General features: G+C 66.1%; 21 protein-coding genes and 1 pseudogene. 11 read left to right on the top strand and 11 right to left on the bottom strand.

Going from position 1 to position 16,229, the window contains the following annotated elements:
• Nucleotides 1–8 precede the first annotated feature (8 nt).
• Nucleotides 9–299, top strand: coding sequence for a hypothetical protein (locus tag W7S_RS26420; protein ID WP_083212179.1), 291 nt, complete (start codon nucleotides 9–11; stop codon nucleotides 297–299).
• A 172-nt stretch (nucleotides 300–471) separates the two neighbouring features.
• Entirely contained in the window at nucleotides 472–807 is a 336-nt protein-coding gene (locus W7S_RS19090; RefSeq protein ID WP_020823297.1) for a hypothetical protein, read from the top strand.
• Between the two features lie 16 nt (nucleotides 808–823).
• On the opposite strand, the gene W7S_RS19085 is transcribed toward W7S_RS19090, so the two are convergent.
• The 4 genes from W7S_RS19085 to W7S_RS19070 form a co-directional block, all read right to left on the bottom strand.
• The gene (locus W7S_RS19085; RefSeq protein ID WP_232518833.1) at nucleotides 824–1,195 is read right to left on the bottom strand and encodes a DUF732 domain-containing protein; all 372 of its coding nucleotides are present in this window, start codon (nucleotides 1,193–1,195) and stop codon (nucleotides 824–826) included.
• Nucleotides 1,196–1,228: 33 nt separating this feature from the next.
• On the bottom strand, nucleotides 1,229–1,735 hold the full coding sequence (locus W7S_RS19080; protein ID WP_014385546.1) for a DUF2505 domain-containing protein: 507 nt from the start codon (nucleotides 1,733–1,735) through the stop codon (nucleotides 1,229–1,231).
• A 54-nt stretch (nucleotides 1,736–1,789) separates the two neighbouring features.
• Complete coding sequence (locus W7S_RS19075) at nucleotides 1,790–2,653, bottom strand: phytanoyl-CoA dioxygenase family protein (protein ID WP_008259328.1); 864 nt, start codon at nucleotides 2,651–2,653, stop codon at nucleotides 1,790–1,792.
• A gap of 81 nt (nucleotides 2,654–2,734) precedes the next feature.
• Nucleotides 2,735–4,189 carry a phospholipase D-like domain-containing protein gene (locus W7S_RS19070; protein ID WP_008259327.1) on the bottom strand — a complete coding sequence of 485 codons (1,455 nt, stop codon included), beginning with the start codon at nucleotides 4,187–4,189 and terminating at the stop codon, nucleotides 2,735–2,737.
• Between the two features lie 126 nt (nucleotides 4,190–4,315).
• Here W7S_RS19070 and W7S_RS19065 point away from each other — a divergent pair, with 126 nt between their 5' ends.
• The gene (locus W7S_RS19065; protein WP_014942721.1) at nucleotides 4,316–4,654 is read left to right on the top strand and encodes a DUF732 domain-containing protein; all 339 of its coding nucleotides are present in this window, start codon (nucleotides 4,316–4,318) and stop codon (nucleotides 4,652–4,654) included.
• Here the strand turns inward: W7S_RS19065 and W7S_RS19060 are convergent.
• Entirely contained in the window at nucleotides 4,635–5,639 is a 1,005-nt protein-coding gene (locus W7S_RS19060; RefSeq protein ID WP_014942720.1) for an oxygenase MpaB family protein, read from the bottom strand. The genes W7S_RS19065 and W7S_RS19060 overlap by 20 nt on opposite strands.
• Nucleotides 5,640–5,737: 98 nt before the next feature.
• Here W7S_RS19060 and W7S_RS19055 point away from each other — a divergent pair, with 98 nt between their 5' ends.
• The 4 genes from W7S_RS19055 to W7S_RS19040 are packed head-to-tail and all read left to right on the top strand — an operon-like array spanning nucleotide 5,738 to nucleotide 7,945.
• The gene (locus W7S_RS19055) at nucleotides 5,738–6,334 is read left to right on the top strand and encodes a TetR/AcrR family transcriptional regulator (RefSeq protein ID WP_014712145.1); all 597 of its coding nucleotides are present in this window, start codon (nucleotides 5,738–5,740) and stop codon (nucleotides 6,332–6,334) included.
• Between the two features lie 14 nt (nucleotides 6,335–6,348).
• A complete protein-coding gene (locus W7S_RS19050; protein ID WP_014712144.1) occupies nucleotides 6,349–6,621 on the top strand; it encodes a hypothetical protein in 273 nt (90 codons plus the stop codon).
• A gap of 58 nt (nucleotides 6,622–6,679) precedes the next feature.
• A complete protein-coding gene (locus W7S_RS19045) occupies nucleotides 6,680–7,078 on the top strand; it encodes a DUF4267 domain-containing protein (RefSeq protein WP_014712143.1) in 399 nt (132 codons plus the stop codon).
• A 39-nt stretch (nucleotides 7,079–7,117) separates the two neighbouring features.
• Nucleotides 7,118–7,945 carry an LLM class F420-dependent oxidoreductase gene (locus tag W7S_RS19040; protein ID WP_014712142.1) on the top strand — a complete coding sequence of 276 codons (828 nt, stop codon included), beginning with the start codon at nucleotides 7,118–7,120 and terminating at the stop codon, nucleotides 7,943–7,945.
• A gap of 2 nt (nucleotides 7,946–7,947) precedes the next feature.
• Here the strand turns inward: W7S_RS19040 and W7S_RS19035 are convergent, their stop codons facing one another.
• The 3 genes from W7S_RS19035 to W7S_RS19025 all read right to left on the bottom strand — a co-directional run bounded on the left by W7S_RS19035 (nucleotide 7,948) and on the right by W7S_RS19025 (nucleotide 10,466).
• Entirely contained in the window at nucleotides 7,948–9,408 is a 1,461-nt protein-coding gene (locus tag W7S_RS19035; protein ID WP_014712141.1) for a YdiU family protein, read from the bottom strand.
• A gap of 20 nt (nucleotides 9,409–9,428) precedes the next feature.
• Nucleotides 9,429–9,995 carry a hemerythrin domain-containing protein gene (locus W7S_RS19030; protein WP_008259311.1) on the bottom strand — a complete coding sequence of 189 codons (567 nt, stop codon included), beginning with the start codon at nucleotides 9,993–9,995 and terminating at the stop codon, nucleotides 9,429–9,431.
• 198 nt (nucleotides 9,996–10,193) lie between these two features.
• Nucleotides 10,194–10,466: a WGxxGxxG family protein gene (locus W7S_RS19025; protein ID WP_014380816.1), complete on the bottom strand. Its 273-nt coding sequence runs from the start codon at nucleotides 10,464–10,466 to the stop codon at nucleotides 10,194–10,196.
• A 332-nt stretch (nucleotides 10,467–10,798) separates the two neighbouring features.
• Here W7S_RS19025 and W7S_RS19020 point away from each other — a divergent pair, with 332 nt between their 5' ends.
• Complete coding sequence (locus tag W7S_RS19020) at nucleotides 10,799–11,728, top strand: CoA ester lyase (protein ID WP_170320621.1); 930 nt, start codon at nucleotides 10,799–10,801, stop codon at nucleotides 11,726–11,728.
• 3 nt (nucleotides 11,729–11,731) lie between these two features.
• On the opposite strand, the gene W7S_RS19015 is transcribed toward W7S_RS19020, so the two are convergent.
• Nucleotides 11,732–13,006, bottom strand: coding sequence for an HNH endonuclease signature motif containing protein (locus W7S_RS19015; protein ID WP_014712140.1), 1,275 nt, complete (start codon nucleotides 13,004–13,006; stop codon nucleotides 11,732–11,734).
• A gap of 143 nt (nucleotides 13,007–13,149) precedes the next feature.
• Between W7S_RS19015 and W7S_RS19010 the strand changes: the two are divergent.
• The 3 genes and pseudogenes from W7S_RS19010 (at nucleotide 13,150) to W7S_RS19000 (ending at nucleotide 15,405) form a co-directional block, all read left to right on the top strand.
• Nucleotides 13,150–14,383 (top strand): annotated as a pseudogene (locus W7S_RS19010) (transposase family protein).
• Nucleotides 14,384–14,429: 46 nt separating this feature from the next.
• Nucleotides 14,430–14,786 (top strand): DUF488 domain-containing protein, encoded by a 357-nt coding sequence (locus W7S_RS19005; protein WP_041297978.1) that lies wholly within the window; start codon nucleotides 14,430–14,432, stop codon nucleotides 14,784–14,786.
• Nucleotide 14,787: 1 nt separating this feature from the next.
• On the top strand, nucleotides 14,788–15,405 hold the full coding sequence (locus W7S_RS19000; RefSeq protein ID WP_014385540.1) for a GNAT family N-acetyltransferase: 618 nt from the start codon (nucleotides 14,788–14,790) through the stop codon (nucleotides 15,403–15,405).
• A 1-nt stretch (nucleotide 15,406) separates the two neighbouring features.
• Here the strand turns inward: W7S_RS19000 and crcB (W7S_RS18995) are convergent, their stop codons facing one another.
• Nucleotides 15,407–15,784: a fluoride efflux transporter CrcB gene (gene crcB / locus W7S_RS18995; protein ID WP_014385539.1), complete on the bottom strand. Its 378-nt coding sequence runs from the start codon at nucleotides 15,782–15,784 to the stop codon at nucleotides 15,407–15,409.
• Complete coding sequence (gene crcB, locus W7S_RS18990; protein WP_008259297.1) at nucleotides 15,781–16,179, bottom strand: fluoride efflux transporter CrcB; 399 nt, start codon at nucleotides 16,177–16,179, stop codon at nucleotides 15,781–15,783. The genes crcB (W7S_RS18995) and crcB (W7S_RS18990) overlap by 4 nt, the downstream gene beginning before the upstream one ends.
• Nucleotides 16,180–16,229 lie beyond the last annotated feature (50 nt).

Here is a 16,229-nt window from a genome sequence, read left to right as displayed (position 1 = left end):
GGTGGACCTTGGAGAATGACGGTATCGACATCAATGAAGCGATTGTTCTATATTTGCGCCGTTACCCCGGTAGCAATGGAGTTGAGTTCGAGGAGCATTTCGGATCAAGGGCTACGGTTGCAAATGAGAGGGTGCATGCGATTCTTAACGAAGCGATGAGGGTGGAACCTGACTGGAATCGCATGAGCCTCAATGAGGCTGGGGACTATGTCGAAGCTGTGATGCACGAAAGGCATCCGACTCTCACGAAACAGTCACTCACGGCTATCGGCAACTTTTACACCTTTCAGATGCGTTGAGTTTGAACCCGGAGTCAAAAGTAGTGGGCAGCGACCGCATGCGAAGATGGCGTAAACGGGGCGCTATTAGGTACTGCTTTCCATGATGATCACGGACCGCGCCTTGGACGATAAATCTGCGGCGCTTCAAAGTGAAATCGATCGTTTGTCGGAAAGGCTCGGCGTGCGTCCCATGCCGGTTGGCTTCCGGACGACCGATGGTTTGAACATTTTCGTTGCCGAGGACGGTTCCTACCACTACACCTTCTACGAGCGCGGAAAACTCGGCTTCGACCGGGCGGGCAGCCTCGATGACCTTCTCTACTGGTACATGCAAGGCGTGGTTACGAGCCAAGCGGCTAAACGAGACGGAGACAGGGCACAACGCTTCAAATACGAGTACCAGGTGCTATGCCAGTTCAATACTGATTGGGCTATCAGAAATATTCGGGAAACTGCGGCATTGTTTCGCCGGTACGGCCAGCCAGAGGACATCGCCCTACTCCCTGACATCGGCGAACCGTTATGACACCAGCAGGCCCCGCCTAGCTGTTGGTCCAGCGATCGAAAGCAGCCTCCATGTCGGGACAGAATGTCCCGACGGCAGCGCCCATGATCTGACCCGCTTGCGCGGATGTGTAGCCGTTGCTCGCCACCGTCGGGTAGATGGTGTCGAAGTCGGTGCCGCCACGCGCTTGCTGGCAGACGTTGTTCCCGATGTCGACAATCCTGCCCGGATTGTCGTACGGCACATGCAACACGTTCAGTGTGTGCAGATAAGCGCCGACGGAGATGGGATCGGGGTCGGCGTGGGCTGTGGGCGCGAGCCACACCAGCCCGGTCAGCGATGCGGCAATCAGTGCCGACGGAGACAAGGCCTTGCCGTGGCCGATGCCGGCCGACACTCTCGGGTCCATGGACAGGGAGCGTAAATGCTGCGAAGCGCAGTTTTATGTGTTTTCGGCGATCCACGTAGTGGTGAAGCGCAGCATCTCGGGGATTCCCTCCGCCAAACCTGCCCCGATGGACTTTTCGAGTTTGCCGCCCACCAAAGGGATTTTGACGTTCACCTGAAGGGCGGCGCGCAGTTGCGAACCGCTGTCATCCGTCGGCGCCAGCCACGTATCCGCATGGCCTGATCCCAATCCGCCCGAAGCGGACACGGTGACCCGCCCACGCACCTGGCGATCGCTGTCCGGACGCCACGTCTCGGTCTGCACGATCTTCACCTCGCCGGTAACGAATTTGGCGACCAGCCCGGGCAGGAGCTGACGACCGAGGCGTTGAGTCGTGCGCACCGTCACCGTGCCGTCGGCGTCGGCCACCAGTGAATCCAAGGTGGTGTCGGCGGCGCCGGCCGCGATGCGGGCCAGCCAATAGTCCTCTCGGCCGAACGCGGCGTGAATCTGCTCAACGCTGGCGGGCGACTCGGTCAGGACGTCGAATGATCGCGACATATCGGACCATTCTTGCAGAGGCGGATCGTCCGAGGCGGTGAAGCCGCCCCGCATCTATGCGTCGGGACCAGATCCCAACAGCCGCAACGGATGCAAGCCATCGACGTTGCCGACGAACGGCGGGTGGATGCTGTAGCCGAGCATGCGGCGGATGTCGTCGGAGACCGTGCGCGCGATGTCGCGCGACACCGACAACGTATAGGCCTCCATCGGCCGCAGCCACGGCTCACAGTATTGAGCGGTGATGGCCAGCCGCTCGTGGGCGGTGTTGTTGGCACCCCCGCCATGCCAGAGGGTGCCGACGAAGAAGACGCAGGAGCCGGCGGGCATGACCACCGGCAACGCCTCGTCGTCGGAGTCCGGCCGGCGCTTGCCCCACCGGTGGCTCCCCGGGTACAGGACCGTGGCGCCGTTGTCGGCGGTGAAGTCGTCGATCGCCCAGATCGTGGCGGCCGCCAGCGGCGCGCGAGGGCGTGGAATCGGGTAAAAGCCGTCGTCATGGTGTGCCAGCTGTGCGGCCTCGCCGGGCTGAATGTTGATGGCCTGCAACGCCGAAAGCAGATAGTTGGGCATCAGCAACCGGTCGAGAGCGGCGAGCACCCGGGGATGGTCGACAAGCCGATCGCACGCCCGTGTCCTGCTCAGCACGCTGTAGATCCGCTGCGTACGCCGGCCCTCGAACGAGTTGCGTCCGGTATGCCCGAGCCACGGCCGCACGGTCTGGCGAATGTGCGCGCATTCTTCGGCGCTCAGCAGGTTCTCCCAGATGACGTAGCCGTCGCGGTCCAGGGCCGCCATGTCGGCTTCGGCGATCGCGCTGTCGATCGAACTTCCGCCCGTCGGCGTCCTCTTGTACCGCTGCGCCAGGTCGCCCCGAAGGTCCTCCAACGTGGTGACGGATTCGTCGTCGATGCTCATGGGTGCTCGTCCTTAGTCCACTGGCACTTCTGCCCAGACTAGGCCGAGTCCGGTTCGACTCACACCCCAATCGCCGGCGCGTTAACCCCGGAGGCCGGTGATGAAGCGTTGCACGCTTCGGCTCAGCGACCGCGGCACATGGTCGGGGTCCATCAGCTCGTTCTCGGCCAGCGGGCCCGCCTCATCGGCCACGGTGCGCTCGGTGAAGGGCTGCAACGTCTTGCCGTCGCCCCGAAGCGCCTCGACGGCCTTGTGCACCGACCGGTGTTCGGCGATCGCTCTGTCGAGCTCGCCGGGCGACACTCCTAAGTGCTCGGCCACCAAACCGTTTCGCACGGAGGCGATTTCACGGCGCACGTCATCGTCGGAACTCGCCGGCGGCGCCTCGATGGCCACATCGCATTCGCTGTCGAATCCCAATGACCGGTTGTTGAAATTCGACGACCCGATCCGCAGCAGCCGATCGTCGACCGCCAGCACCTTGGAGTGGATGTAGATCGGCGCGCCGCGGTCGGTCACCGGCCAGTAGATGCCCAACCGGTCATGCTCGTCGGCTTCCCACAGCTGGTGAAGCAGGAGGTGGCGTGCGCTGTCCATCGTTCCCCGTTCGAGCGGGTTATTGCCTTTGCGCGCAAGCACGATGACGATCTCCGGGCCGTCGGCTTCCCGCAGCCGCGCCGCCAGGGCGTCGGCGATGGTGCGCGACGCCAGGTATTGGTTCTCCACGTAGATGGTGTCGCGGGCCGCCGCTATGGCGGCAAGGTTGAGCGCCTCGACCTCGCGGACCTCGGGGCGATCGTCCAGTTCGGGCAGGGTGAGCGCGATCCCGATGTCCACGTTGCGCAGCGTCGGTTCCAGCTTGCCGGGCCACGCGCTGTGCCGTGCCTCCACGGGCGCCAACGCTTGTTGCGTCGCCGTCTGCCACCGCGCCAACGCTTGCTCGCCAAGAGCCCGCGCCGCCGCACCGTCGACCGCGGCCCCGACGTCGTGCCGTGGCCCGTAGCTGCGGCGTGCCGTGCGGCGGTGGCGGTTGACATGCTCATGGGCGCGGGTGTCCCAGCGGTCAAGGGTGAGGTCGATGCCGCCGCAGAAGGCCACCGCGTCGTCGACGACGACGATCTTCTGATGATGCACCGAGCCGAGCGGATGGGCGCCGTCGATGGCGAAGTGCATTCGCTTACTGCTGATCTGGTTCACCAGCGATACCGGGGCAAGCCCGTACCAGAGGCCATCGAAGGCCGGGAGCAGACGCAAATTGGACTTCAGCAGGTAGATGTCCAGACCCGGGCGCTTCCACAGCATCCAATAAAGGAAGGTGCCGAGCTGGTTCGGGCCGGGCAGCGTCTTGCGGCCGCGCTCGAACGTCACTCGGGAGTCGAAATCCCAGCCGATCAGCATGATTCGGTGGCGGGCGCGCAGCATCGCTGCCTTGACGTGTTTGAAGTAGTCCGCCGCATCGACGATGGGGGCGAACTTGTCGGCACGCGCCGTACGCCAGCACGTCCGGCCGGGACTCAGCAGTCGATCGTCGTGCACGCTGGGGCTCTCAACAGGGTTGATGGATCAGCGCGGACATAGCCACTGTGTACCACACCTAGGTCCTTCGCCCAGGTGGCCCGGGCTGCCGGCGCCAGGACCGCGGCTCTGTACCAAGATGAAGCCATGCGCATCCCTGTAGTGCTTGCGGGCTTCGTCGTCTTCATCGGTGTGGCCACGCCGGCGCACGCCGATCCGGCCGGCAATTCAGCCGCGGATGTGAGCTTCCTGACCGCGCTCAACAAGGCCGGCATCACCTATGAGAGCCCCGCCACCGCGGTCGGGGTCGGCAAAAGGGCGTGCGAGCTGATGGACCAGGGCCATCCCCAGGTCGACGTCATCCACAACGTGTCGTCGAGCAATCCGGGGTTCACCGTGGACGGCGCCGCACAGTTCACCATGATCGCCGCGAGCGCTTACTGCCCCCAGCACCTAGGGCAGCCGGTTACACCGACTGGAAGCTGAGCTCCACCTCGGAGCGGGTGCGGACCTGATCGGTGCCGGGCACGTAGGTCGGCACGGTGTGGGGGACGGTGGTGCCTCCTTTGACCCGGGCCTGGGCCTGCCGAAACTCCGGCGTCGGGCCCGCCGCGGCGTTGATCCCGTTGATGATCGACCACACCGCGGTACGACGGGCGGTGCGTTCGATGATGTTGGGGTCACGGTGCTGCAGCAGCTGCTTGGCCCATTTCGGCATCGTGTCGCGAATGGCCCAGTCGACGGCCGCCTGCGGCATGGGAACGTTGGGGCCGGTGCCCATCGCTTTCCCATGAGTCACAGCCAATTTCGGCAAGTACGACTCCAGGCACTCGAGCGTCTCGGCCTTGGTGGTCGGCAGATCGGTGCCGCCCAGGGCGTGTCCGACCCGCACGAACTCGCCGTAATAGCGGTCGAGGTTCTTGCCGCGCAACGGCATTGGGTGATAAAGCTCGTGCGCGGTGGCCAGCCCCCAGACGACCGTCGCGTAGTTCCATCGCAGCCACTCGGGATCGTCGGCGTCGTAGCGGGCTCCGTCGGGACGGGTGCCCTTGATGGTGTGATGCATCGCGCGCACGGACGTCGCCAGGCGCTCGGCGGTTTCCGTCGACCCGTACGCCGTGCCGATGAAGAAGGCGACCGAGTGGCCCAGCCGCGTCGCGGCGCCCTCGGGGTCGATCTGCGGCACGCGCGATATCGGGTTTCCGTTGCTGTCGCGCTTGATCAGGCGCGAATGGTGCATGCCCATCCAGTAGATCGACGGGTCCAGGGATTCCATGAAGGCGGCGCAATACAGGCCGAAGATCAACGCGGGCAGGTGCGAATGCACGCGCCACACGGCGCTGTCGGGACCGAACCAGCCCGGATCGCCGACGGGCGCGGCGAATTCCATGCCGCGGAAGAAGCGCCGCCGCATGGTGTCGTCCAACCGCTTGTTGATCATCTGCCCGACTATCTGGTGTGGCAGGAACACGAATCACTCCCTCGGGACTTCTGGTCACGACTGTAACCAGAATATGTTTTGGTTACGGGTGTGACAAGACCCGCGCCGTGTCGACCTACGCTGTAGGGATGTCGAGTCCCACCCGGTGGGCCGGTGTACCGCTCAAGGACCGCCGCGCCGAGCGTCGTGCGCTGCTCGTCGAGGCCGCGTATCGCCTGTTCGGCAGCGGCGGCGAGGCCGCCATCTCGGTGCGCTCGGTCTGCCGGGAGTGCGGGTTGAACACCCGGTATTTCTACGAGAGCTTCGGCGACACCGACGATCTGCTCGGCGCGGTTTACGACCGGGTGAGTGAGCAGCTCGCCGAGGTGATCGCGGCCGCTATCGAGGAGGCGGGCGATTCGCTCGGCGCCCGCACCCGCGCCGGCATCGCGGCCGTGCTGGGCTTCTCCTCGGCCGATCCGCGGCGCGGCCGCGTGTTGTTCACCGATGCGCGCACCAACCCGGTGCTGGCCGCCCGCCGCCGCGCCACCCAGGACATGTTGCGCCAGGGGGTACTGACCGAGGGCTGGCGTCTCAACCCGGGTTCCGATCCGGTGGCCGCCGAGGTCGCCGCGGCGATGTACACCGGCGCGATGGCCGAGCTTGCCCAGCAGTGGCTCGCCGGTCATTTGGGCAATGATCTCGACGCGGTCGTCGATTACGCTTTGAAGCTGGTGTTGCGGTAGCGGGGAGTGCGGTGATGGGCCAAATCGAACATGCGATGGACCCGGTAAGGCGCGTCCTCGGGCACAAGGTCAGCATCGGCGGGCTGATCGAGCTGGCCGTGTGGCTCGCGATTCCCTACCTCTGTATTGGTTTCGCGTGGACCGTTTTTCACCCCGAGCAGACCCAGCGAATCCAGGCAAGGATAGAGGTGGTGTCACCCGCCGCCGCCGACGCCTTCGCCTTCGGTGTGGCCACGGTGCTGTGGCCGGCCGCGCTGCAGATCGCCGACGCGTGCCCGGCGCCATGACCGCCGTTCGGAGCGAATGCGTGCGCGAGACGGGCGTTTGCTCCTAGGCTCAGGGACCATGTCAATCGACCGGTTCGGCCTCTCCGCGGGCACCATTCGGCTCGCCTCTGGCGTTTCGTTTCTCGTTGATCCCCTGCGCGCAAACAAGTTGTGGGGCGACCCCGAGGAGCCGACGCCGACGGCGCGACTGTTGCTCCGATCGATGGGTTATCGCGACGCGCTGATCGGTGCACTGCTGGCGGGCGCGGCGCTGCGCGGCAAGAACACCCGCGGCTGGTTCCTGGCCTCCGCCGGGGCCGACGTGGCCGACCTGGTCGGCGGGTTGAGCGTGCACAGCGAGTTGAAGCCCTCGCAGCAACTGATCGGCCTGGGCGGCGCCGTCGTCGGGATCGCCACTGGGCTGTGGGGCGCGGTACGTCCGGCCAGGTGGACGGGCGAAGCGCCAGAGCCTGCCTGAGCGCTGACAGCCGAGCGGAGATGCTGTTGACTGAGCGGCATGGGTTTCGGTGTGCTGACGTTTGTTACCGACGAGGGCATCGCCCCAGCGGACCTGGGAAAGGCGCTCGAGCAGCGCGGTTTTGAATCGCTCTTTGTCGCCGAGCACTCACACATTCCGGTCGACGCGAAAACTCCGTACCCCAGCGGGGGACCGATTCCCCGAAAGTACTACCGCACACTCGATCCGTTTGTCGCGCTGACGGCGGCGGCGGCCGTCACCGAGAGGCTCGTCGTCGGCACCGGCATCGCATTGGTGCCGCAGCGCGATCCGATCCACGTCGCCAAAGAGGTTGCGTCGCTGGACCTGGTGTCGCAGGGTCGATTCCGCTTCGGCGTGGGCGTGGGGTGGCTTCGCGAAGAGATCGCGAACCACGGCGTCGATCCCGCGGTGCGGGGACGCGTGGTCGACGAGCGCCTCGACGCGATGATCCAGATCTGGACGAACGAAAAGGCCGAATTCCATGGTGAATTCGTGGACTTCGATCCCATCTACAGCTGGCCCAAGCCCGTGCAGCAACCGTATCCGCCGCTGTATCTGGGCTGCGGACCCGCGGGCTTCAAACGCATCGCCCGGCTCAACGCGGGCTGGCTCTCGATGACAGGCTCGGCGGGAGAGCTAGCACCGCAGCTGGACCAACTGCGCGAGCTGGTCGGACGGGACGTGCCGGTGATCCACTTCCACGGCGGGGAGGCCACGGCGGCCCAGCTCGAGGGCTACCGAGATTTGGGATTGCAACACCTCTTGGTGAACCTCCCGACGGAACCGCACGATCAGACGCTGCAACGCCTCGATGAGTTGCAGGGCGAGTTCGCTAAGCTAACGTAAGGCTAAGTGCCGCAGAAGGTTTGGTACTTCCCGAAGTCCTCGGGGGCGGGACTGGCGTAGCGCTCCCAACCGGGCCGTTCCGCGTACGGCTCGGTCACCGCCGCCAGGAGCCGCTCGACGGGCGCGAGATCGCCGTCCGTCGCCGCGGTGAGGGCCTCCTCGACCAGATGGTTGCGCGGGATATAGATCGGGTTGGTGCGATCCATCGCGTCGGCGTCGGGGCCCAATGCTTGCCAACGCGCCGACCACTCGTCAAAGCCGGCCAGGTCCATGAACAGTCCGCGCGCGGGCTCGGCATCGCCTCGCGCCACATGGCTGAGCTGTCGGAAGAACGACGTGTAGTCGACGTGGTTTTGCTTGAGCAGAAGGAGTAGCTCCTCGACCAAGGCCGTGGCGAATTCGGCATCCACGTCGGCGGAGAGGCCGAGTTTGGCCCGCATGCCCGAGGTCCACACCGCGTCGTAGCGGGCTTGGAACACCCCGAACGACTGCTCCGCCAGTGCGATGGACTCCTCGCTGCTGTCCGACAGCAACGGAAGGAGTGTCTCGGCGAAGCGCGCGAGGTTCCAACCGGCGATGACCGGCTGGTTGCCGTAGGCGTAGCGGCCCCAGAAATCGATCGAACTGTAGACCGTGTCCGGGTCGTAGGCCTCCATGAACGCGCAGGGACCATAGTCGATCGTTTCCCCGGAGATCGTCATGTTGTCGGTGTTCATCACCCCGTGAACGAACCCGACCAACATCCACTGGGCGATCAGCGCGGCCTGGACCGCGACGACCGCTTCGAACAACGCGAGATAGGGGCGCTCGGCCTCGGCCGCGGCGGGATGGTGGCGGGCGATTGCATGGTCGGCGAGGCGGCGCAGCAGGTCCTTGTTGCCGGTGGCCGCGGCGTATTGGAAGCTGCCCACCCGCAGGTGGCTGCTGGCCACCCGGGTCAGCACGGCGCCCGGCAGTGTGGTTTCGCGATACACCGGGCGGCCGGTGCCGACCACGGCCAACGACCGTGTCGTCGGGACGCCCAACGCGTGCATCGCCTCGCTGACGATGTATTCGCGCAGCATCGGTCCGACGGCCGCCAGGCCGTCCCCGCCCCGGGCGAACGGTGTGGCTCCGGAGCCTTTCAGGTGGATGTCGCGCAGCCGCCCGTCGGTGTCGACGAGCTCGCCGAGGAGCAGCGCGCGCCCGTCGCCCAATCGAGGGACGAAGCCGCCGAACTGATGCCCCGCATAGGCCTGGGCGACGGGGGCAGCCCCGCTGGGCACCAGGTTGCCCGTCAGGAAGCGCAGCCCGTCGTCGCGCAGCCAGGCTGCGTCGAGCCCGAGACTCTCGGCGAGCCGGTCGTTGAGCACGAGCAACCGCAACTCGGGAAATGTCTCGGCTTGCCAGCGGACCGCCATTTCCGGCAATTCGCGGAAGAACCGGTCTTGCAGGGCAACGGTGGTGTCCGGGGCAACGCTCATTTGATCGAGCCTACGGAAACTCAGCCGACGGCATGTCCGATGAGGTCGCGGGCCCGATCGAGCATGGAGGCAAACGGGCCGAGTGCGAAGTTCAGCTTTGCCGACTCGACGCCGGGGTGGGGGTGGGTCGGCGCGATGGCTTCGGCGGCGCGCACCGCCGTGCCCATCCGCTTGAGATCGTCGTCGTCGAGCTGGCGTGTGAGGACCGGGAATTCCTCGGTCTCCTCCTGCTTGGCGTGCTCGAGCACGGCCTCGCGCAGTTTGGTGAGTTCGTCGATGAACCGCTGCGAGGTGACGTCGAGCTGCTCGATCTGCGACAGCAGCTCCTTGGCCCCATGTTCTTCATTCAGGCGGGCGTCGACGATCGCGTCGCCGTCGTCGGCCTCCTTGCGTGCGCGCGGGTGCACGATCATTTCCTCGGCGGTTTCATGGACCGCCAGCAGTTGGCGCAGCGCCGCGAACGGCTCTTCCCGCGCTTTGGGATCCGTAGCGTGCAGCACCTGGTCAAACATGTCCTCGATGAGGTTGTGCTGTGCTTTCAGGAACGCGACGACCTCGTCGGGTGACTGGATAATCATGTCGGCCATCGCCGATACCTCCAGTGATCGGGAGTTGTGAAACGCACGCTGGGCTGTGTGCGGCTTGGCAAGGTATACCCGCTGCAGATACGGCCAAACGGCGCCCCGCGGTGCGGGACGCCGTTCGGCCGGGCTAACTGAAACCGGGATACGTTGGGGAACAATATATTTCGTCGCCAAACCCGGTGCCCACAGGTCGGCGAAGGGTTAGACGCCGCGGTCGCGAGGGGTGGTCGGTGCGACGCCGGGGCGCGCGGCGGCGTCCTTGCGGCGCATCAGCCCGGCAAGCCCGCCCAAGCCGAGGAGGCCGAGAAGGCCCCACAGTCCGCTGTTGTCGCTGTGCTGACTATTGTCGTTGTCCGCCAACGTCGTTGTGGTCGGCGACGGCGCCGGGGCGCTCGGAACGGCGGCATTGGCGACACCTGCTCCACCGAACAACAGCGCCCCGGTGGTTGAAACGATTGCAATGGCCCTACGCATGTTTACTCCTCGTGGGTTTTCTCGGTCGCGGCCAGGCGGCTGATCGAGAGGCTTCTGTGGACCAGGGTGCTCTAGTCTCCGCAGGAAACGGCGTCCGGCCGGCGGCCGCGACGTCCAGGAAGGTGGCTACCCCGGGCGGCCACGGCGAAACTCGGCGGCGGGTCCGTTTCGTTTGCTGGACGGTCCGGCGATCGCCGCTCCGCTCAGGAGCTCCGCGGGCGGCGCGGCCGAGTCGTCAGCACGTCCGCGGGGGATTGCCCGACCGGTTGTTCGGGACATCGCTACGGTTAAGGGGCACACGCCCGCCATTCGAAACCACGAGAAGACGACAGATCAGCGAAATGTACGAACAGGTCAACAGCAGCGCCGCCGCACCCGAAGACATCGGCTCTCGCATCGACCCAGTACTGGCTCGAAGCTGGCTGCTGGTCAACGGCACGCATCCCGACCGGTTCCAGTCCGCGGTGGACTCGCGCGCCGACATCGTCGTTTTCGACATCGAGGACGCGGTCGCGCCCAAGGACAAGCACGCCGCGCGTGACAACGTGGTGAGTTGGCTGGGCGCCGGCAACGTGGACTGGGTCCGCATCAACGGCTTCGGCACCCCCTGGTGGGCGGACGACCTGGCCGCCCTGGCCACCACCCCGGTCGGCGGGGTGATGCTGGCGATGGTCGAATCGGTCGACCACGTCACCGAGACCGCGAAGCGGCTGCCCGATGTGCCGATCGTCGCCCTGGTCGAAACGGCCCGAGGCCTCGAGCGCATCACCGAGATCGCCGCGACCAAGGGAACCTTCCGGCTGGCGTTCGGTATCGGGGACTTCCGCCGCGACACCGGCTTCGGGGACGACCCGGCGACGCTGGCCTACACGCGATCTCGCTTCACCATCGCCTCCAAGGCCGCCGACCTGCCCAGCGCGATCGACGGCCCGACCATCGGCTCCAATCCGCTGAAACTGATCGAGGCCACGGCGGTCTCCACCCAGTTCGGGATGACCGGCAAGATCTGCTTGACACCCGACCAGTGCGCCGTCGTCAATGAGGGTCTGTCGCCGTCGCAGGACGAAATTTCTTGGGCGAAAGAGTTTTTCGCCGAGTTCGAACGTGACGGGGGAGAGATCCGCAACGGCTCCGATCTGCCCCGCATCGCGCGGGCGACCAAGATCCTCGAGTTGGCTCGCGCGTACGGTATCGAGGCGTTGGACATCGACGAGGAAGAGCGCGATCACTCACCCGCGCCGTCGGACACCTATCACTACTGAGTGTCAGGCCGCATGTCGCGCGAGCGCGACGCCGACGCGGACTTCGAGCTTGCTCATCGTGATGGTGGGGCCGCGCGGCGGCGCCATCGAACGGTAGGTTGTGCCTGTGGGCGTCGTGAAAAGCGCCGTATGGGTGTGGTTTTCGTCGACGCTCGTGCTCACCCGCCACCCCGCATTTTCCTTGACGTAGTTGCAGTGTTCGCACAATCCGAGGCCGTTGTCCGCGGTGGTCGGGCCGCCGTCGGCCCACGGCTGCGCGTGGTCGCGGTGCCTGATCGGCGCGTCGCAGTAGGGAGTGCGGCAGTGTTGATCGCGGAGCCCGATGAACACGGCCAGGCCCTGCGGGAAGAGTCGCGCTCGTGACTCCATGGCCACCAGCGCCCCGGATTGGGGATGCGTGTAGAGCCTGCGCAGGGTCGCTCGCGAACGTCGATCGGCGGCGGCCTCGGCGACCATGCTGCGCGCGACCGACGCGGGGATGGGGCCGTAGCCGGCGACGTCGGCCGGCGCATCGTCACCGCCGAGCAGCGTCTCGTCGGTCAGCGCGAGGTTGACCGCGACCGGGGTGGGGACCGTTGCGCTGCGGCCGGTGACCCTTTCCACCAGCGTGTCGGCCATCACCTGCCCGCGCGTTCGCCCGTCGCCGCAGGTGTCTGCCTCGCGGCGCAGCGTGGCATACACCGAAACCCCCTGAGCCACCGGCAATAACGCGGTGACATAGCTCATGGTGTCGGGCGCCGGGCGAATGGTGACGGTGCGGTCTTCCTCGGCCTTGGCCGCCCGCTCGACGATGGCGTGCGGATCGAGCCGGTAGGCGATCGCCTTCGCGGCCGCGGCCACTCGCGCGTCGCCCATGCCGCTCAGGCTCGACGGGTCGGCACACATCTCCGCGTCCAAGGCGCGACGGTCCTCGACGTCCAGGCATGCGCTCTCGCGCACGATCAGCGTCGCCCGCCACTCCGACAGGGCCCCGCATTCCAGGGCGGCCAGCGTGTGCGGCATCTCGTGCACCAGGGCTTTGGCGAAACCCAGATGCCGGCCGCCCCGCGCGGGGGAGTCCCGTCGCGCCAGGGCAACCTCGCTTGCCACGCCGCGTCCGCGGCGCGCCGCGGGCACCCCGCTGGCCGCTTCGGTGGCTCGACGCGCCGCGTCCAGGGCGGCCGCCGCCCGGGCCTGGCCGGCGGCCGCCGCGGACTTGAGCGTCTCCAACTCGGCGATGCGCTCTACCAGCGACGATTCATCGGCTGCCGGATCGACGGCCGTCAATTCCTCGAACATACTTTCGATAGTAATTGTGCCCACTGACCGCGTTGACTCATCAGAAATGCGCGCGAATGGGTGCTTCGTTGACTCATCAGAAATGCGCGCGTGGACGGCGCGCCTGCCTGATCGGTCAGCAATGACTTCGGTAGGCCCAGGTGATGGGGCTGACATTGGGCGAGCGCAGAGCAGTGACGCAGGCAGCGGCGATCCGTTACCAGCAGGCCGGTAAGCGCGGGAAGAGCCGGATTCTCGATGAGTTGTGTGCCAACACCGGCTGGCATCGCAACCATGCCCGTAAGGCGCTTAAAGCCGCGCTGGTGCCCACGATCGTCGCCGCGCGTCCTGTCCGGCCGGTGACGTATGGACCTGAGGTCATCGCCGCATTGACGGTCTGCTGGACCGTACTCGGAATGCCCGCCGGCAAACGGCTCGCCCCCATGCTCGCAGAGCTGGTGGCCGTGTTGCGTCACTTCCGGGAGCTGGTCATCAGTGATGAGACCGCGGCGTTGTTGGTCTCGATGTCGGCGGCCACCATCGATCGCCGCCTGGCCGATGAGCGAGCCAAATACACGATCAAAGGACGTGTGGGCACCAAGCCGGGATCGCTGCTCAAAAGCCAGATCCCGGTGCGCACCTGGGCCGAATGGGACGACGCTGTGCCCGGCTTCGTCGAGATCGACACGGTCTTCCACGACGGCGGCAACCGCGGTGGAGGCCATGCCTTCACACTGACGGTCACCGACATCGCCACCGGCTGGACCGAGAGCCGCTCACTGCCCGACAGGGCGGCCAAACACGTACTGGCCGCCCTCAATCACATCGCCGCCGCGATGCCGTTCCCGATCGTCGGCGTGGACTGCGACAACGGCTCGGAATTCATCAACGACGACCTGCTGACATGGTGTCAAAAACCGCTGCATCACTTTCACCCGGTCACGACCGGGCAACAAGAACGACGGCTGCCACGTCGAGCAGAAAAACTGGGCAGTGGTACGCACAGTGGTCGGCTACTACCGCTACGACACCGCATCAGAACTGTTGCTACTCAACGAAATCTGGCATCTGCAGACGAAGCTGACCAACTACTTCCACCCCCAGCAGAAACTGATCTCCAAAGTCCGCACAGGAGCCAAGGTGTCCCGCAAACACGACAAGGCCCAGACCCCGTTTCACCGCGCGATCAATCACCCGAGCATGGCTGTGGAACGCATTGTCGCGCTCAAGCGGACCCACTCGCTGATCAATCCGGCCGCCACCCAACGCCAGATTCAGGCGTTGACCGCCCAGCTCTTCACCCTGGCCACCAGCAAAGCCCCAGCCGGCACCCCCGCTCCCATCACCAAGCGCGCACGCTCACGTGAGGCAACGAACCACCCTTCGCGCGCATCTTGACATGAGGCAACAAGCTGACAAGCGGGCCCGTGGCTACTCTGGGCATGTGAGCCCCAGAGGGCGGATCCGAGTCGTGCGGGTCTACGACGACGTCAGCGCTGACGAGGGCCAGCGCGTGCTGGTCGATCGGGTCTGGCCGCGCGGCATGCGCAAAGACGACCCGCGGGTGGGCATCTGGTGCAAGGAGGTCGCACCCTCGAAGGACCTCCGCGAGTGGTACCAACACCGGGCCGAACGATTCGACGAGTTCACCTCGCGTTACGAGGCGGAACTGCGCGACAGCGCCGCGCTGGCGGAGTTGCGCAAGCTTGCCAAGCGGGTTCCGGTCACGTTGGTCACGGCCACCCGCGAGGTGGACATCAGCCAGGCGGTCGTCCTGGCGAAGCTCCTCGGAGCCCACTGACATGAGCGACGCGGAACGCGTCCTCCCCCGGGAATTGACTGATCTTCCCGAGGAGATCCGCAGCGTCCCGCCGCCGCCGATCCCGGACCTGCCCGAGCCGTACGGTTTGCGTCTTGCCGAGCCGGACGCCGACGCCGAGATGATCGCCGAGTGGATGGGCCGCCCGCACCTGGTCGAAGCCTGGGAGTCCCACTGGCCGGTGGCGCGGTGGCATCGATACCTGCGGGCGCAGCTCGACGGGGGCTTTTCTCGTCCGTTCCTGGCGCTGCACGACGGGGTGGACCGCGCCTATATAGAGATGTACAGGGCAGCAAAGGATTCCATCGCCACCCGCTACGACCACGATCCCTACGATCTGGGCTTGCACGTCGCGGTCGCCGATTTGGATTACATCCAGCGTGGACACGTCGGTTACCTGCTGCCGCACTTGGTGGGCAGCATCTTCACGCTCGATCCCCGGTGTCGCCGAATCATGTTCGACCCCGACCACCGCAATGCGTTGGCGCGCAAGTTCTGTGAGCGCGGCGGCTGCGCATTCCTCGGCGAACACGACATGGCGAATCGGCGCATGGCCCTGTACGTGCTGCCCCGCACCCCCGACGACGTCCCGCGCGCCTGACTCAGAACAGCTCGGCGAGGCGCTGCCCGATGAACGCCGCCGCTACGCCCAACACCACGCTGACGACGACGTTGGCGAGCGAGGAGCGCAGCTGGCGCTCCTCGCCGAGTCGCTGCGTTTCCAGCATCCAGGTCGAAAACGTGGTGTAGGCGCCGACGAACGCCGTGCCGGCCAGCAGGGCGGCCTCCTTGTTGAGCGCCAAACCCCCGAGAAATCCGAGAAGCGCTGCGCCACTGATGTTTACGACGAGCGTGCCGAACGGGAACGGCCGGGACACCCGGCGCGCGACCGCACGGTCGATCACAAAGCGCAGCACCGATCCGACGCCGCCGATGAACGCGACGCCCAGCCACACCACGGCAGTCGTCGCGGTGGTCATCGGCGCACCCGCACCCGGCGCACCAACTTGGTGGCCAGGTGCACCGCCAGCAGCCCGAGCACGATGCTGGCGACGGTGTAGCCGACGGCCAGCCCCCAATGACCGTGCTCGATCATCCTCACCGTCTCGACCTGCATCGTGGAGAAAGTCGTTAAACCGCCGCACAATCCGGTGCCCAGCAGCGGGCGCCGATAGCTCGACGTCGGCAACCGCTCCAGCAGCCGGGTGGTGAAGTAGCCCACCAGAAACGCCCCGACGATGTTGACCGTGAACGTCGGCCACGGCCAGCTCTCTGGGTGGCCACCGGCGAGGTCGCTCAGGGCGGCCCGGGCCAGGGAACCCAGCGCCCCACCGGCAAACACCGCGGCCAATTCGCGATAGTCCCGTTGCGCCACTGGCGTCGATTCCCTTCGTTTGCCGGTGCGCTACGCAGCGTATGGCGGGA

Source organism: Mycobacterium sp. MOTT36Y (assembly GCF_000262165.1).
GTDB lineage: Bacteria > Actinomycetota > Actinomycetes > Mycobacteriales > Mycobacteriaceae > Mycobacterium > Mycobacterium intracellulare.
The sequence above is the reverse complement of the archived record's forward strand: the minus strand, read 5'-3'. Positions and strand labels throughout refer to the sequence as shown.

Coding starts and splice junctions, on each gene's coding strand:
- W7S_RS19090 (WP_020823297.1), top strand. CDS start 472: ATGCCGGTTGGCTTCCGGACGACCGATGGTTTGAACATTTTCGTTGCC.
- W7S_RS19085 (WP_232518833.1), bottom strand. CDS start 1,195: ATGGACCCGAGAGTGTCGGCCGGCATCGGCCACGGCAAGGCCTTGTCT.
- W7S_RS19080 (WP_014385546.1), bottom strand. CDS start 1,735: ATGTCGCGATCATTCGACGTCCTGACCGAGTCGCCCGCCAGCGTTGAG.
- W7S_RS19075 (WP_008259328.1), bottom strand. CDS start 2,653: ATGAGCATCGACGACGAATCCGTCACCACGTTGGAGGACCTTCGGGGC.
- W7S_RS19065 (WP_014942721.1), top strand. CDS start 4,316: ATGCGCATCCCTGTAGTGCTTGCGGGCTTCGTCGTCTTCATCGGTGTG.
- W7S_RS19055 (WP_014712145.1), top strand. CDS start 5,738: ATGTCGAGTCCCACCCGGTGGGCCGGTGTACCGCTCAAGGACCGCCGC.
- W7S_RS19050 (WP_014712144.1), top strand. CDS start 6,349: ATGGGCCAAATCGAACATGCGATGGACCCGGTAAGGCGCGTCCTCGGG.
- W7S_RS19045 (WP_014712143.1), top strand. CDS start 6,680: ATGTCAATCGACCGGTTCGGCCTCTCCGCGGGCACCATTCGGCTCGCC.
- W7S_RS19040 (WP_014712142.1), top strand. CDS start 7,118: ATGGGTTTCGGTGTGCTGACGTTTGTTACCGACGAGGGCATCGCCCCA.
- W7S_RS19035 (WP_014712141.1), bottom strand. CDS start 9,408: ATGAGCGTTGCCCCGGACACCACCGTTGCCCTGCAAGACCGGTTCTTC.
- W7S_RS19030 (WP_008259311.1), bottom strand. CDS start 9,995: ATGGCCGACATGATTATCCAGTCACCCGACGAGGTCGTCGCGTTCCTG.
- W7S_RS19025 (WP_014380816.1), bottom strand. CDS start 10,466: ATGCGTAGGGCCATTGCAATCGTTTCAACCACCGGGGCGCTGTTGTTC.
- W7S_RS19015 (WP_014712140.1), bottom strand. CDS start 13,006: ATGTTCGAGGAATTGACGGCCGTCGATCCGGCAGCCGATGAATCGTCG.
- W7S_RS19000 (WP_014385540.1), top strand. CDS start 14,788: ATGAGCGACGCGGAACGCGTCCTCCCCCGGGAATTGACTGATCTTCCC.
- crcB (WP_014385539.1), bottom strand. CDS start 15,784: ATGACCACCGCGACGACTGCCGTGGTGTGGCTGGGCGTCGCGTTCATC.